Below are 13525 nucleotides of genomic sequence, written 5' to 3' on the forward strand. Positions count from 1 at the left end.
GAACGTTGGATGCGTTATTTCCTGGCGAGCAGGTCGCGGATTTCGGTCAGAAGCTGGACATCCGCCGGCGGCGGCGCCGCGGCAGGCGCGGGCTTCTCTCGCTCCAGCCGCCTGCGCAGATTGTTCACCGCCTTGACCATCAGGAAAATGATGAAGGCGAGGATCAGAAAATTCAGCACGACGGTGATGAAGCTGCCATAGGCGAAAACGGCTCCCTCTTTCTTGGCTTCGGCCAGCGTGGCCGAGTGCACATTGGAGGACAGCCCAAAGAAGTAATTGTTGAAGTCAAGCCCGCCGAAAATCGCGCCGATGATCGGCATGATGATGTCATTGACCAGCGAATCGACGATCTTGCCGAAGGCGGCGCCGATGATGACGGCGACGGCCAAGTCCATCACATTGCCCTTGGAGATGAATTCCTGGAATTCTTTCAGCATCCGGCCCTCCTTGCCATAACGGGCCGCGCTGCCGCCCCGGCTCTCCGGCGCCGGCCCCGAAGCCACAATAACAAAAACCCCCAGTTGCAAAACCGGAAAAAGGTCGGAGCCGCCGGTTTGTGCCTAACCGGTTCGCGCTTCTGGGCGTCACCAAGCACCTATGCGCCGAAAGCCGCGGTGGACTTGGCGTCAAAGCTGTGGTTGCGTTTGATAACCGGACGAGCAGCCGGTCAGGAAGGAAGTTCGAACCGTGCAAGGCTGGTTCGTCGTCATCATCGCGATCGCCTATGTGACGCTGCTTTTTGCCATCGCCAGCGTCGGCGACCGGCGCTCCGTGGCAGCCGGACTCGGCCGCGCACGGCCCTCCATTTATGCGCTCAGCCTCGCCATCTACTGCACCTCCTGGACCTTCTTCGGCTCGGTCGGGCTCTCCTCCGAGCGGGGTCTCGAATTCCTCGGCATCTACACCGGCCCGGTGCTGGTCTTCGTGTTCGGCTTCCCGCTGCTCAACCGCATCGTCCGGCTGGCAAAGAGCGAAAAGATCACCTCGATTGCGGACTTTCTCGGCGCCCGCTACGGCAAGAGTTTTGCCGTCGCGGCGATCGCGACCCTGATCGCCACGGTCGGCGCCGTGCCCTATATCGCGCTGCAGCTCAAGGCGATCTCCGGCTCGGTCAGCCTGATGATCGAGCACTATACGGGATCGCCGCCTTCCTTTGATCCTTTTGTAAGCGACATCTCGCTGGTGGTGGCGATGCTGCTGGCGCTGTTTGCGGTCCTGTTCGGCACCCGCCACGCCGACGCCACCGAGCACCAGGACGGGCTGGTGCTGGCGGTCGCGGTCGAGACGGTGGTCAAGCTCGCCGCCTTCCTCGCCATAGGCCTTATGGTCACGTTTCTCATCTTCGGCGGCCCCGGCGACATGCTGGCGACGCTCGGGGCGAATGCCGAGGTGCGCCAGGCGATGGGCTACAACACGTCCTTGGTCACCTGGCTGGTGCTGACGACCTTGAGCGGCTTCGCCATCCTGATGCTGCCGCGCCAGTTCTACGTCACCATCGTCGAGAATCGCAGCGAGGCCGAGCTGCGCACCGCGACCTGGGTGTTTCCGCTCTATCTCGTGGCGATCAACCTCTTCGTCCTGCCGATCGCCTTTGCCGGGCTGTCGCTGGTCGGCGCAAGGACCAGCAGCGACCTCTACGTCCTGTCGCTGCCGCTATTCAGCGGCCACGACGTGCTGGCGATGATCGCCTTCATCGGCGGCCTGTCGGCGGCCACCGCCATGGTCATCGTCGAGAGCGTGGCGCTGTCGATCATGATTTCCAACGACCTCGTCATCCCGCTGTTCGTGCGTCGATTGCTCAAGACCACTTCTTCGGAGAACGAAGACTGGTCGACGCTGATCCTGAACGTTCGGCGAGCGTCGATTTTCATCATGCTGTTCATCGCCTTCCTCTATTACCGCGAGAGCACCAACAGCGCGCGGCTGTCCTCGATCGGGCTGATGTCCTTCGCAGCGATCGCGCAATTCGCGCCCGCCCTGATCGGCGGGCTGATCTGGCGCCGCGCCAATGGCCGGGGCGCCGCGCTCGGCATGGTCGCCGGCATCGCGGTCTGGGGTTACACGCTGCTACTCCCTTCGCTCGTCGGTCCCGGCTCCGACTTTGTCGTCCATGGACTGTTCGGCTTCGAGGCGCTGAGACCCCAGGCGCTGTTCGGCACCCTCGGCGAGCCGCTGAACCACGGCGTGCTGTGGAGCCTGTCAGTCAACACGCTGTTCTTCGTGATGGGTTCGCTGTCCCGCGCATCGGTGCCGCTGGAGCGCATCCAGGCGGCGATCTTCGTGCCGCGCGAGGCGGGGCCGATGCCAAGCCTGCGCCGCTTCCGCACCGCGGTCACGGTCAATGACCTCAAGGATACGATTTCCCGCTATCTCGGCGTCGAGCGCACCGAGCGCTCCTTCCAGTCCTTCGAGAAGAACGCGAACGTCTCCCTGCACGGCAAGGAACAGGCCAGCATGGACGTCATCCGTTTCTCGGAGCAGTTGCTGGCGAGCGCCGTCGGGTCGTCGTCGGCGCGGCTGATCCTGTCGCTGCTGTTCCGCCGCAACGACCGCGACTCCAAGGATGCCTTCCGGCTGCTCGACGACGCCACCGAGGCGCTGCAGCACAACCGCGACCTGCTGCAGATCGCGCTCGACCAGATGGAGCAGGGCATCACCGTCTTCGACCGGGATTTGCGGCTGATCTGCTGGAACCGGCAATACCGGGCGCTGTTCGATCTGCCTGACGAGATGGGCCAAGTGGGCGTGTCGCTCGACCAGATCCTGCGGCATCTGGCCGAGCGCGGCGATATCGCCGCCGACCAGCGGGTGACGATGCTCAACCGGCTGACCAGCTTCGTCGGTCCTTGGCAGATGGAGCTCAGGACCAGCGGCCGCATCCTGGAGCTGCGTTCCAACCCGATGCCCGACGGCGGCATCGTCGCCACCTATGCCGACATTTCCGGCCGCGTCGAGCAGGACCTGGCGCTGAAGCGGGCCAATGAATCGCTGGAGCAGCGGGTCAGGAGCCGCACCGCCGAGCTCACCCGCGTCAACGAGGAGCTGGCGCAGGCGCAGATGCTTGCCGAGGAGGCCAATCTCAGCAAGACGCGCTTCCTCGCCTCCGCGGGCCACGACATCCTGCAGCCGCTCAACGCCGCCAGGCTCTATTGCTCCTCGCTGATCGAAAAGGCCGGCAAGGGGCCCGCCGGCAGGGCCGCGACCAACATTGAATCCTCACTGGAATCGGTCGAGACCATCCTCGGCGCGGTGCTCGACATATCGCGGCTCGACGCCGGCGCGTTGAAGCCCGAGGACACCGCCTTCAGCCTCGGCGGGCTGCTTGGCCAGATCGGCAACGATTTTCGCCCGCTCGCCGCCGAAAAGAAGCTCGGCCTGAAAATCATGCCGTCGTCGCTCGGCGTGATGACCGACCGCAATTTGCTTCGCCGGCTGATCCAGAACCTCGTTTCCAATGCGATCAAATACACGCGCGAAGGCCGCATATTGGTCGGCGTGAGAAGGCGCGGCGAGCTGGCCGAGATCCAGGTGATCGACACCGGCATCGGCATTGCCGCCGACAAGCTGAACACCGTCTTCCACGAATTCACCCGGTTGGACGAGGGCGCGCGCGAGGCCGAGGGCCTTGGCCTTGGCCTTTCCATCGTCGACCGCATCGCCAGGGTTCTCAGGCTCGAAATCCGCATCTTCTCCAACCCCGGCAAGGGCACGCGTTTTTCCGTCATCCTGCCGGTCGCCGAGATCGCGGCGCCGCCGCGCGAGACGGGAAAGGCGCCCGCGCGCGCGCCATCCTCACTTGCCGGACTCAATGTGCTGTGCATCGACAATGACGCGCGAATCCTCGACGGCATGCGACTGCTGCTCGAAGGCTGGGGCTGCAGCGTCGAGACCGCTTCGGGATCGCAGGACCTGATGCGCCCGGGTGCGGCAAGGCCGGATGTGGTGCTCGCCGACTATCATCTCGACGGCGGTACCGGGCTCGACGCCATCGCCAGGCTGCGCGCCGCCTACGGCAAGGACCTGCCCTGCGTGCTGGTCACCGCAGACCGCTCCAGCGCGGTGCGCACTGCTGCTGGTCAGCTCGATGTGCCTGTGATCAACAAGCCGCTGAAGCCTGCCGTGCTGCGCTCGATGATGGCGCGCGTCAGGGCGCTGGCGCCCGCGGCCGAATGATCAGCTCACCGGCTGCAGCGGGTCGCCGCCGATCTTGGAAAGCTGGATGACCGCCTGGGTGCGGCTGTCGACGCCGAGCTTCTGCAATATGGCCGAGACATGCGCCTTGATGGTGGCTTCGGAGACGCCGAGCTCATAGGCGATCTGCTTGTTGAGCAGGCCTTCGGCCAACATGCCGAGCACCCTCGTCTGCTGCGGCGTCAGCGCCTGCAGGCGCTTGATCAGATCGGAAATCTCCGGGTCGCGCTCGACGCCGAGCTCGATGCCGGCGGGTGCTGCGATATCGCCGGCAAGCACAGTCAGGACGGCGCTGCGTATCTCCTCCATGCTTGCCGATTTGGAGATGAAGCCGGACGCGCCGAGATCGAGCGCGCGGCGGATGGTGGCTGGATCGTCATGAGCCGACACCACTACCAGCGGCACCGAGGCATGGATGCCGCGCAGCGAGATCAGTCCGGACAGGCCGCTGGCGCCCGGCATCGACAGGTCGAGCAGCACCATGTCGATGTCTTCATTGGCGACGACCAGCGCCTTGGCGCTTTCGAAATCGCCGGCCTCATGGATGGCGGCAACGTCGCCTATGCCGGCCAGCGCTTCCTTTAGCGCGCCGCGAAACAGCGGATGGTCGTCGGCAATGACGAAAGTGTGGCCCGACGGCAAATATTCCTCCCCGGATCCCATCGCCGATTGTGTGCTTTCTTACGGGATCGGAACGATTATGCGGCGGCGCGGCGCGTTTTCAAGCAGCAAAGGCCGCGCGCGCAGGCTTTTTCCCGGGAGCTCAGGTCTTTTGCGGGCTGGGCTTCGTGCCACCGTCGCCTTCCTGCCTGTCGATGTCCTTGACGATATCCATGAAGCTGCGGAAGAAGCGCTCCATGTAGCTCATCGTCTTGTTGAAATCCTCCTCGCTCGGCAGTTGGGACTCCAGCCGGGCCGAGAGCGAGTTCTCGAGCTTCGCGACGCGCTCGTCGAGTGCCTTCACCGTGCTCTGCAGCCGGTCGATCTCGTCCTGGAAGGCGGAGCGCTCGTCGGCGGCCAACTTGCAGACGAGCTGGCCGGAGCGCTCCTCGCAGATCGACATGGCGCCGGTCTGGGTGTCCATGCGGACATAACCGTTGGCGGACTTTTCGAGCCGATAGCGGTCCGTCTCCTCGGAATAGGCCGATGCGGCGACCAGCGAGCAAAGCGCCGCCGGGATTAGAATGTGCTGCAGACGCATGTTATCCTCCATGAGCCGTTGTGCGAACAATATCACAGGTTTGCGCCTGAAATGGGGAAGAGTTCGCAAGCACCCTTTCCCCCATGGATCGTTCGGAATATAGCGCGCCAATGTCTCAGTTTATCTACAAGATCGCGCCTGAAGCCATGTGGCGCGAAGCGGAACGGAACGGCCGCTTCACCGGAGCGCCGATCGACATCGCCGACGGCTTCATCCACTTTTCCACCGCAACTCAAGTGCGCGAGACGGCGGCCAAGCATTTCGCCGGCCAGGCGGACCTGCTTCTCATCGCTGTCGACGCGGCAAAGCTGGGCGACGCGCTGAAATACGAGGTGTCGCGCGGCGGCGCCCTGTTCCCGCATCTCTACGCCGCGCTCGCCCTCGACGCCGTGCTCTGGGTGAAGCCGTTGCCGCTCGGCGCCGACGGCCACGAATTCCCGCCGCTGGAGGACGAATGAGCGTGCTCGACCGGATCGGCCAAAAGCTGCTTTTCTCGTTCGACCCGGAAACGGCGCATGGCCTGTCGATCGCGGCTTTGCGCTGCGGCCTGCCGGCCGCCTCGCCTCCCCCGCGCGACGCGCGGCTCGAGGTCAGCGTCTGCGGGCTCGATTTTCCGAACCCGCTCGGCATGGCGGCCGGCTATGACAAGAACGCCGAAGTGCCGGACGCGCTGCTCAAACTCGGCTTCGGCTTCGCCGAGGTCGGCACCATCACGCCGCTGCCGCAACCCGGCAATCCGAGGCCGCGCATCTTCCGGCTGACCGCCGACGAAGCGGTGATTAACCGGCTCGGCTTCAACAATGAAGGGCATGCGGCCGCCGAAAGACGGCTTGCCGCGCGCAAAGGGCGGCCGGGTATTGTCGGCGTCAACATCGGCGCCAACAAGGACAGCGCCGACCGCATTGCCGACTATGAGCGCGGCGTCGCCCGCTTCGCGGCCCATGCCAGTTATCTGACGGTCAACATCTCCTCGCCCAACACGCCGGGCCTGCGCAACATGCAGGCGCGCGAGCAACTGGGCGAACTCCTGTCGCGCGTGGTGGCGGCGCGCGCGGCTGCGTCGGTTCAGCCGCCCATCTTCCTCAAGATCGCGCCGGACCTCGTTGAAGCGGAACTGGAAGACATCGCCGCCGAAGTCATCGAGAAAAAGATCGACGGGGTTGTCGTCTCCAACACGACGCTTGCCCGGGTCGGGTTGCGCAGCGCAAGTCTGGCCGGCGAAGTCGGCGGGCTGTCAGGCAAGCCGCTTTTCGAGCGCTCGACGGCGGTACTCGCCCGGATGCGCAAGCTGCTCGGCCCACAAGTGACGATCGTCGGGGTCGGCGGCGTCGACTCGGCGGAAACCGCGCTGGAGAAGATCCGCGCCGGCGCCGATCTCGTCCAGCTCTATACCGGCATGATCTATGCCGGCCCGGCGCTGCCCGGCCGCATCGTTGCCGGCATGGCGCGGTTTGTGGAGCGCGAGCGGCTTGGCTCGATCCAGGATTTGCGCGACTCGGCTTGCGAGCGCTGGGCTTCAAAGCCGATCAGCTGAACGCCGTGCGCATCCTGAGCCTCAGCACCGCAAGCAGGCTGAAACCCCGCACCAGCAAAAAGACGTGCAGCGCGGCCCATAGGCCGTTGTTGCCGAAGGCGGGCGCCAGCGTGATCAGCGCCGCGGCGAAGGCCAGGAAGGACAGGAGCATCATGTTGCGCATGTCGCGCGACCAGGTGGCGCCGATGAAGACGCCGTCCATCTGGAAGGCGAGCACGCCGCTCAGCGCGGTGAAGGCGGCCCAGGGCAGATAAATGTCGGCGACCGCGCGGACCTCCGGAGCGGTTGTCACCATCGCCACCAGCTGTGCGCCGGCCGTCAGCAGGATAAGACTGGCGACCGCCGCCAGGCCAACGCCCCAGATCAGCGTCAGCCGGACGGCTTGCCGGAAAGGAGCGGCCGCATGCGCGCCGATGGCGCGGCCTGCCAATTGCTCGGCTGCGGTGGCAAAGCCGTCCAGGAAATAGCCGGCGACGAGGAAGAAGTTCATCAGCACGGCATTGGCGGCGAGCGTCACCGTGCCAAACTGCGCGCCCTGCCTGGTGAACAGCGCGAAGGCGGCAAGCAGCGAGAAGGAACGGATCATGATATCGCGGTTGAGCGACAGCATGCGCCGATAAGCCGGCAGGTCGAGGATGCGCCGGCGCGACGGCCGCTCCAGCTTGCGGAATCGCCTCAGCACGATGGCAAGGCCGAGCAGCATGGCCAGGAACTCGCCGGTGACGGTCGCCCAGGCAACGCCCGCCACGCCCCAGCCGAGCTCGAGGCCGAGCAGGAAGCAGAGCAGGATGTTGATGCCGTTGAGCACGGCCTGCAGCATCAGCCCTATCCCACCCTCGCCACGCCCCAGCACGTAGCCCAAGATGGCATAGTTGATGAGCGAGAAGGGCGCGGCAATGAGCCTGATGCGGATATAGACCGACATCGCGGCGCTGACACGCGGCTCAGCGCCCATGAACCACTGGCCGCCTACCGCAAACAGCGGCGCAAGTGCTGCAAGCACCACGCCGGCGACGACCGCGATCAGCACGGCCCGCCAGAGCACCGCCTGCTCCTCCAGCGGATCGCCGCGTCCGAAAGCCTGAGCGACGAGGCCGGTGGTGCCGGAGCGCAGGAAGTTGAACGTGGTGAAGACGACGTCGAAGACCAGCGCGCCTGCCGCCAGTCCGCCGAGAAGAGCCGCATCGCCGAACTGCCCGATCACCGCGGTGTCGACGATGCCGAGCAGCGGCGTCGTCAGATAGGCAAGCGTCATCGGCACCGCGATCGCCAGCACCGACCGGTTGGTGACGATGAAGGTCCCGGCGTTGATGTGGGTCGCACCCTTGTCCAAGGATTGCTGCCTTGCTCATTGCGGCTTGCTAGAACGGCCGATGTGCCCCAGTTTGCCGCTGCCGCGCAATCGCCATCGGGTGACGGCCAACCGAATTCCAGCTCTGGCGCAGGCCGCCCCATCATGCCTTTGCAGATCGTCCACCATCCCGACTACGACGCCGGCTTTGCCGTCAATCACCGCTTTCCGATGAGCAAATATCCGTTGCTGATGGAGGCTTTGCACAGCCGCGGGCTGGCAGCAGCGGGAGCGCTTTCGATGCCGGAACGGGCGCCGGCGGCGTGGCTCAAGCTCGCGCACGAGGCCGGCTATGTCGACCAGGTGCTCACTTGCGAGGTGCCTGAAAAGATCGAGCGCGAGATCGGCTTCCCGGTCAGCCAGCGCGTGTCATTGAGAGCGCAGCTAGCAACGGCAGGCACGGTGCTGGCGGCGCGGCTGGCGCTGAAACACGGCATAGCCTGCAACGCCGCCGGCGGTAGCCACCATGCCAGGCGTGCCCAAGGCGCGGGCTTCTGCACCTTCAACGACGTGGCCGTGGCTTCCCTGGTCCTGCTTGCGGAGGGCGCCGTCGAAAACATCCTGGTCGTCGATCTCGACGTGCATCAGGGCGACGGCACGGCGGACATTTTGAAGGATGAGCCGCGCGCCTTCACCTTTTCCATGCATGGCGAACGCAATTATCCGGCGCGCAAGATCGCCTCCGATGTCGATATCGCGCTGCCGGACGGCACCGGCGACGCTGCCTATCTCGACCGGCTCGGCGCCATTCTTCCAGAGCTTTGCGCAAGGCGGCGCTGGGACATCGTGTTCTACAATGCCGGCGTGGATGTCCATGCCGAGGACCGGCTTGGCCGGCTGACATTGACCGACAACGGCCTGCGCAGCCGCGAGGAGCTGGTCATCAGCTATTTCCGCAAGGCCGGCATCCCGCTATGCGGCGTCATCGGCGGCGGCTATTCGAGCGACGTGCCGGCGCTTGCCGCGCGCCACGCCATTCTGTTCGAGGTCGCGGCCGCGTATGCTGACGCTCGCCAGGCTACTTCCTGTAGCTCGCAATCCTGAGCAGGATAAAGGCGGGCACGACGATCGCGGCGCCGAGCAGGATATAGCCCAGGAAGCGGTCGAGAGTATGGAAGCCGAGGTTCCACAGGTCGATGAAGAACTGGCGGATGCCGTAGAGCACGTCCATCGGCGACCAGCCGAAAGCGTGCATGACGAGGCCGACGAGAAAGGAAACCACCAGCAGCTTCACAAGCACCCTGAGCGGCGTATCGCCGAGAAAGCGTGTCAGTGTGGACAAGGCCGTTCTCCGGTTCGAGCTGCCCGATTCGGGGGGCGACCTCAGAAATACGCACTCGGATACCCGGCATCAAGCCGAAGGCCGCGCGCGAAGCCATCGTGCTGGCAGCCCTGATAGCCCGATCCGGCCGGCACACGCGGCTCGCACGGTCAGATCCGCCATCGGAAGATGCGGGCCCAAAGCGGCCGGTCGCGGTAGACTTCCCTGGAGCGCCACAGCCTGTTGTAGCGGTTGCCGCCGCCGATACCGAGGTGCGATATCGGCTTGCCGCCCCGCTTGCGCTTGATCGCGACCGGCTCGCCATCATGGCTGAGGCAATGGCCGAAATCCGCGGACGGCTGAAGAGGCGCGGCAGACGGCACCGACCTGAGGGCTTCGCCGACGATAAGGTCTTCCGGTTCGCAGGTCAGCGCGACGGCCTTGCCGAACAAGGTCGGGCCTGTGGGGCAGAGCGCAGTCGGCCCGTAATATTCCCGTTTCACATTGGCGCAGACAAGCTCGATCGCCTTGGCGAGCGCCTTGTGGCGAGGCGGCGCGGCAACAACGCCGATGCTGGTGTCCCAAGGGGTCGAGCTGAGGAAATCGCGAAAGATCGACAATTTTCCATCGGCGCGCGGCACTCCGCGCAGGAAGAAATAGGAGAGATCGGCATAAAGGCCGCCTTGCTCATGGAGCAGGCAATATTTGGCGAGGTCCGCCTTGTAGGAATAAGGTCGCAGCGTCCTGAAAGCCGAAAGCACCTCTGCGCCGAAATGCGTCGAAATGAACTCCGCCAACGCCGCTTCCCGGAACAGGCGGTGCTCTTCGCCCGGATGAGCAGCCGTGAGCGAGTGGATGTTTTCGGCAACGAGCCCGGAAACGTGCTCGCTGCCGTCGTCGGTGATCAGAATGCTGAAGAGAGGCATCCGGCTTCCGTCTCGATCAACGTGCCTTGGTGAGCCTTCAACTTGCCCCAGTCGCGCCACTGGTGGGGACTGGCCTTCAGATAGGCCAGGTGCCGATCGGCGAAGTCTTGCGCGGCGCTCTGGATCAGTTCGGCCTTGTCCTGGCTGCGATCAAGATCGATCGGATTTTCCACAGTCACCCGTATCTTGCCTGTGCTGTCGTCACGAACGACGAAGACCGGCAGCAGGGGAGCGCCGGCGATCCTGGCCAACCGGGGCGCGCCGCCCGCAAATTCAATGGCCGACTGGCCGATTCGCGCACGCACGAGCAACTCACCCTCCCAGGCGCCAGCGGTGATGGACGCAAACTTGCCCTGGCGAAGCAACCGCCTCGCCTCGTTCATGCTGGCGGCGGGATTGGCGCGGTCGATCACGATACGGCCCGCGGCATGTCTGAGCTCGACGCCGGTTCTGATCGGGTTGAGGAACCGGATGCCGAAGCGCGATTTCGAGAAACCGTGCTCGGGCCTGCTGACATGGAAGACATCGAAGCCGGCTTTGGCGAAAACCATCTTCGCCGCAAGCGCATTGAAGGCGAAATGCGCAATCCACAGGACGGCGCCACGGCCCTGTTCGCGCGCCGCATCGAGATGCTCGGCGCCGAGGAGTTCGATCTCGGGTCGCCAGCCGACGAGCCACTCGCGGACGATCTGGATGTTGTGTTCGCTGCGCATCGCGTCGACCCGGAGCCGGTCCTCGCGGCCGGCTATGCCAAAGGCGGCAAGATCCGGTTGGTCACCAACGTCGCGCCGAGACTCAGGCGCCCGTTTCAGCCGCTCCAGCCAAAGGCAGACACTGCGCCATCTCTTCTCAGGCACGAAAAGAGAGACGAATACAAAAACAGGAAGCCTCAGCAGGAATCCGAGATCTTCCACAGCAAAGGCTTTTCCGGAGCGAGAGGCTCGCTTCCTCTTCCGAACATTGATTTCCAAGCTGGGTCCCCACCCTTAACCCCTGAGCCATTACCATGTTGTGGCGCGGCGTCAAAGCGCCGGTGGATGGCTCTCGGCTTTTCAATGTATCGCCGATTGCTAGATGCGGGGCCATCATGGTAACGAGGCTGTTGCGCGGGTATGATGTAATGGTAGCCTGTCAGCTTCCCAAGCTGAACGCGCGGGTTCGATTCCCGCTACCCGCTCCATCCCTCGCTACAGTGCCGCGCGGTCGCAGCGATCTGGCAGAGCGTCCTCAGGCGGCCGATGGCGAATGCGATCGTTGCCGTTAGCGGTCATGCCAGCACGCCGCAGAGGGGAAGATGCTTTGCGGCCTCGGCGGCTTCCATCCGCACGATGGTGTGCGACAGGCCGCCGTGTTCCTCGATCCACAGGCGAACCCAGTCGGGATATTGCGAGATCAGGTACTGCGCGGCGATTGCGTTCTCATGGGCGCCGACGCCGTAAGGCAGATGGAAGCCGAAGGATGCACGCGGCGTGATGCAAAGCTGCTCGGCGGGCAAAGACAGATAGAGCGTGCAGGCGCTGTCGCAGGCACCGTCAAATTCCACAGGCTCGTTCGCGGCGCGCAGCTCGGCGACGTGCAAAGCGAAGATCACGATCTGACCGCCGGGATTTTCCTGCACCGTTTCGGCATCTGCGGGCAGCGTTGTCAGGGCGGCGGCGAGGAACGCTAGCGCCTTGGCTATCAGCCTCCGCTTAACCCGCGCGCGCGGCAGATCGGCGTGCATATTGGTGACCTCGCTCATCCGGCGAGACCAAGGCTAACATTGCGATGGTTAACAACAGGCAGCTTTGAAAACATCGAACATCCAGATCGCCCAACTGCCCGCATCCTCTCAACAGCAGGGGGACTGGAAAATCAACGTGCTTTTTGACCGCACTCCGAAGGGAGCCACCTCGTTCGGCGAAAGCGCGCAAACGAAAGAGCCGCTCGAAAGGCGAGGGGCTTGGGCCCTAGAAGAGGATCGCCGCGCGATCTATGGCGAAAAAGAAGCCAGCCACCTTGCGGCGGCCGGCTCTGGACCGGTTGAGCAATCCAGGACCACGTCTCGGTCCGGAATTCCGTAAAAACAGTTCTTTACTGCGGGTGAGCGGCTCTTATCCAAAGCTGAACCGCTATGGACCCCTAAAGCCAAAAGCCAATCCAAACACGTTCGCGCCAGCAGCGGCGACGCCAGCGGCCACGACGCCAGTAGCGGCGGCAAACACGTCTCCAAACGCGGCGCCGTCTGCGGCGGCGACGGCCGTGATGCCAATGACGATGGTAAACCTGCTCCACTTCAGCACGTTCGTCTCCATCCTCGAAGACGGCGGTATCGGGCTTATCGAGTTCATCGAGAATTCCGTTGCCGCTTGGAATTCCGGCAACCGCCCTACTGGGGCCAGCCAGGGTTGCAATTGCCGCTGCCCCCGCAACGCCAAGCATTCCAGTTAGAAACAAGCGACGTTCCATCAAAGACCTCCCGATAGTTCAGCATCGGCAGGTGGTTCCCTCACCCAAACGGGCTCCAGCGAACTGCCGATCTGTTTGAACGCACAGGTAGCATTCTCGTTCCATTACCCCACTTCGCGCAGGATGAAGTCGTGCAGCATCTTGGCGGCGGGCGAGAGCGCCCGGTTCCTGACCGTGATCAGGCTGTAGGGCCGGACCTCGATGTCGAACTCGGTCTGAACGACATCGATCGCTCCGGACAGCCCGTCGCCGCTCTGGATGAACTTGGCCACCTGCACCGAAACGGGGGCGATGGCGTCAGATTGCGCCACCATTACCAGCGTCAAGAGCAGCGACGAGGTGTTGAGGATGCGGTCGGGAAGCGGGATGTTGCGGTTCAAGAAATTGCTTTCCATCGCCTGGCGCAGGGGCGAGCCGCCGGACTGGAAGACCCAATCATAGGCAGCCGTCTCCTCCAGGCCGACCATCCCGCCGCCGGCAAGCGGATGGCCGCGGCGCACGATCAGGCAGGCCTTCTCGATGCCGATGACGCGCGATTCGAACAGCCGCGGATTGAGGTCATCGGGGATGCGGGCGATGATGAAGTCGTGGCGGGAGGCGATCAGCCCGCGAG

General features: G+C 64.3%; 14 protein-coding genes and 1 tRNA gene. 6 read left to right on the top strand and 9 right to left on the bottom strand.

The features are described 5' to 3' along the window. Positions 1 to 14 precede the first annotated feature (14 nt). Positions 15 to 437, bottom strand: a complete 423-nt coding sequence (gene mscL, locus EOA75_RS17345) for a large conductance mechanosensitive channel protein MscL (RefSeq protein WP_095777596.1) — start codon at positions 435 to 437, stop codon at positions 15 to 17. A gap of 250 nt (positions 438 to 687) precedes the next feature. Here mscL and EOA75_RS17350 point away from each other — a divergent pair, with 250 nt between their 5' ends. Continuing rightward, the gene (locus EOA75_RS17350) at positions 688 to 4173 is read left to right on the top strand and encodes a PAS domain-containing hybrid sensor histidine kinase/response regulator (protein ID WP_127324733.1); all 3486 of its coding nucleotides are present in this window, start codon (positions 688 to 690) and stop codon (positions 4171 to 4173) included. Here the strand turns inward: EOA75_RS17350 and EOA75_RS17355 are convergent, their stop codons facing one another. Together EOA75_RS17355 and EOA75_RS17360 are read right to left on the bottom strand one after the other, a co-directional pair. Continuing rightward, positions 4174 to 4833, bottom strand: a complete 660-nt coding sequence (locus tag EOA75_RS17355) for a response regulator transcription factor (RefSeq protein WP_066996819.1) — start codon at positions 4831 to 4833, stop codon at positions 4174 to 4176. Between the two features lie 121 nt (positions 4834 to 4954). Then, positions 4955 to 5392: a hypothetical protein gene (locus tag EOA75_RS17360; RefSeq protein WP_066996874.1), complete on the bottom strand. Its 438-nt coding sequence runs from the start codon at positions 5390 to 5392 to the stop codon at positions 4955 to 4957. Positions 5393 to 5502: 110 nt separating this feature from the next. On the opposite strand from EOA75_RS17360, the gene EOA75_RS17365 reads away from it, so the two are divergent. Together EOA75_RS17365 and EOA75_RS17370 are read left to right on the top strand one after the other, a co-directional pair. Then, on the top strand, positions 5503 to 5850 hold the full coding sequence (locus EOA75_RS17365) for a DUF952 domain-containing protein (RefSeq protein ID WP_095799389.1): 348 nt from the start codon (positions 5503 to 5505) through the stop codon (positions 5848 to 5850). Beyond that, positions 5847 to 6926, top strand: a complete 1080-nt coding sequence (locus EOA75_RS17370) for a quinone-dependent dihydroorotate dehydrogenase (RefSeq protein ID WP_127214402.1) — start codon at positions 5847 to 5849, stop codon at positions 6924 to 6926. The genes EOA75_RS17365 and EOA75_RS17370 overlap by 4 nt, the downstream gene beginning before the upstream one ends. On the opposite strand, the gene EOA75_RS17375 is transcribed toward EOA75_RS17370, so the two are convergent. Then, a complete protein-coding gene (locus EOA75_RS17375; RefSeq protein ID WP_164747422.1) occupies positions 6919 to 8259 on the bottom strand; it encodes an MATE family efflux transporter in 1341 nt (446 codons plus the stop codon). The genes EOA75_RS17370 and EOA75_RS17375 overlap by 8 nt on opposite strands. Before the next feature lie 123 nt (positions 8260 to 8382). Between EOA75_RS17375 and EOA75_RS17380 the strand changes: the two genes are divergently transcribed. Further along, positions 8383 to 9321, top strand: a complete 939-nt coding sequence (locus EOA75_RS17380; RefSeq protein WP_066996806.1) for a histone deacetylase — start codon at positions 8383 to 8385, stop codon at positions 9319 to 9321. On the opposite strand, the gene EOA75_RS17385 is transcribed toward EOA75_RS17380, so the two are convergent. The 3 genes from EOA75_RS17385 to EOA75_RS17395 form a co-directional block, all read right to left on the bottom strand. After that, a complete protein-coding gene (locus tag EOA75_RS17385) occupies positions 9296 to 9559 on the bottom strand; it encodes a DUF6460 domain-containing protein (protein WP_127324734.1) in 264 nt (87 codons plus the stop codon). The two genes, EOA75_RS17380 and EOA75_RS17385, sit on opposite strands and share 26 nt — an antisense overlap. 149 nt (positions 9560 to 9708) lie before the next feature. Then, a complete protein-coding gene (locus EOA75_RS17390; RefSeq protein ID WP_127214398.1) occupies positions 9709 to 10464 on the bottom strand; it encodes a glycosyltransferase in 756 nt (251 codons plus the stop codon). Continuing rightward, positions 10443 to 11177, bottom strand: coding sequence for a hypothetical protein (locus tag EOA75_RS17395; RefSeq protein WP_143749029.1), 735 nt, complete (start codon positions 11175 to 11177; stop codon positions 10443 to 10445). The genes EOA75_RS17390 and EOA75_RS17395 overlap by 22 nt, the downstream gene beginning before the upstream one ends. Before the next feature lie 393 nt (positions 11178 to 11570). Between EOA75_RS17395 and EOA75_RS17400 the strand changes: the two genes are divergently transcribed. Further along, positions 11571 to 11644: transfer RNA gene (locus EOA75_RS17400), tRNA-Gly, on the top strand. An 87-nt stretch (positions 11645 to 11731) separates the two neighbouring features. On the opposite strand, the gene EOA75_RS17405 is transcribed toward EOA75_RS17400, so the two are convergent. Further along, entirely contained in the window at positions 11732 to 12205 is a 474-nt protein-coding gene (locus EOA75_RS17405) for a hypothetical protein (RefSeq protein ID WP_082953804.1), read from the bottom strand. Between the two features lie 233 nt (positions 12206 to 12438). Between EOA75_RS17405 and EOA75_RS34530 the strand changes: the two genes are divergently transcribed. Then, positions 12439 to 12894: a hypothetical protein gene (locus EOA75_RS34530; RefSeq protein WP_164750379.1), complete on the top strand. Its 456-nt coding sequence runs from the start codon at positions 12439 to 12441 to the stop codon at positions 12892 to 12894. A gap of 122 nt (positions 12895 to 13016) precedes the next feature. Here the strand turns inward: EOA75_RS34530 and EOA75_RS17420 are convergent. Continuing rightward, the coding region (locus EOA75_RS17420) for a LysR substrate-binding domain-containing protein (protein ID WP_245466657.1) at positions 13017 to 13525 on the bottom strand (509 nt) is incomplete at its 5' end.

Source organism: Mesorhizobium sp. M1A.F.Ca.IN.022.07.1.1 (genome assembly GCF_003997575.1).
GTDB lineage: Bacteria > Pseudomonadota > Alphaproteobacteria > Rhizobiales > Rhizobiaceae > Mesorhizobium.

Coding starts and splice junctions, on each gene's coding strand:
- mscL (WP_095777596.1), bottom strand. CDS start 437: ATGCTGAAAGAATTCCAGGAATTCATCTCCAAGGGCAATGTGATGGAC.
- EOA75_RS17360 (WP_066996874.1), bottom strand. CDS start 5,392: ATGCGTCTGCAGCACATTCTAATCCCGGCGGCGCTTTGCTCGCTGGTC.
- EOA75_RS17365 (WP_095799389.1), top strand. CDS start 5,503: ATGTCTCAGTTTATCTACAAGATCGCGCCTGAAGCCATGTGGCGCGAA.
- EOA75_RS17370 (WP_127214402.1), top strand. CDS start 5,847: ATGAGCGTGCTCGACCGGATCGGCCAAAAGCTGCTTTTCTCGTTCGAC.
- EOA75_RS17380 (WP_066996806.1), top strand. CDS start 8,383: ATGCCTTTGCAGATCGTCCACCATCCCGACTACGACGCCGGCTTTGCC.
- EOA75_RS17390 (WP_127214398.1), bottom strand. CDS start 10,464: ATGCCTCTCTTCAGCATTCTGATCACCGACGACGGCAGCGAGCACGTT.
- EOA75_RS17395 (WP_143749029.1), bottom strand. CDS start 11,177: ATGCGCAGCGAACACAACATCCAGATCGTCCGCGAGTGGCTCGTCGGC.
- EOA75_RS17405 (WP_082953804.1), bottom strand. CDS start 12,205: ATGAGCGAGGTCACCAATATGCACGCCGATCTGCCGCGCGCGCGGGTT.
- EOA75_RS34530 (WP_164750379.1), top strand. CDS start 12,439: ATGGCGAAAAAGAAGCCAGCCACCTTGCGGCGGCCGGCTCTGGACCGG.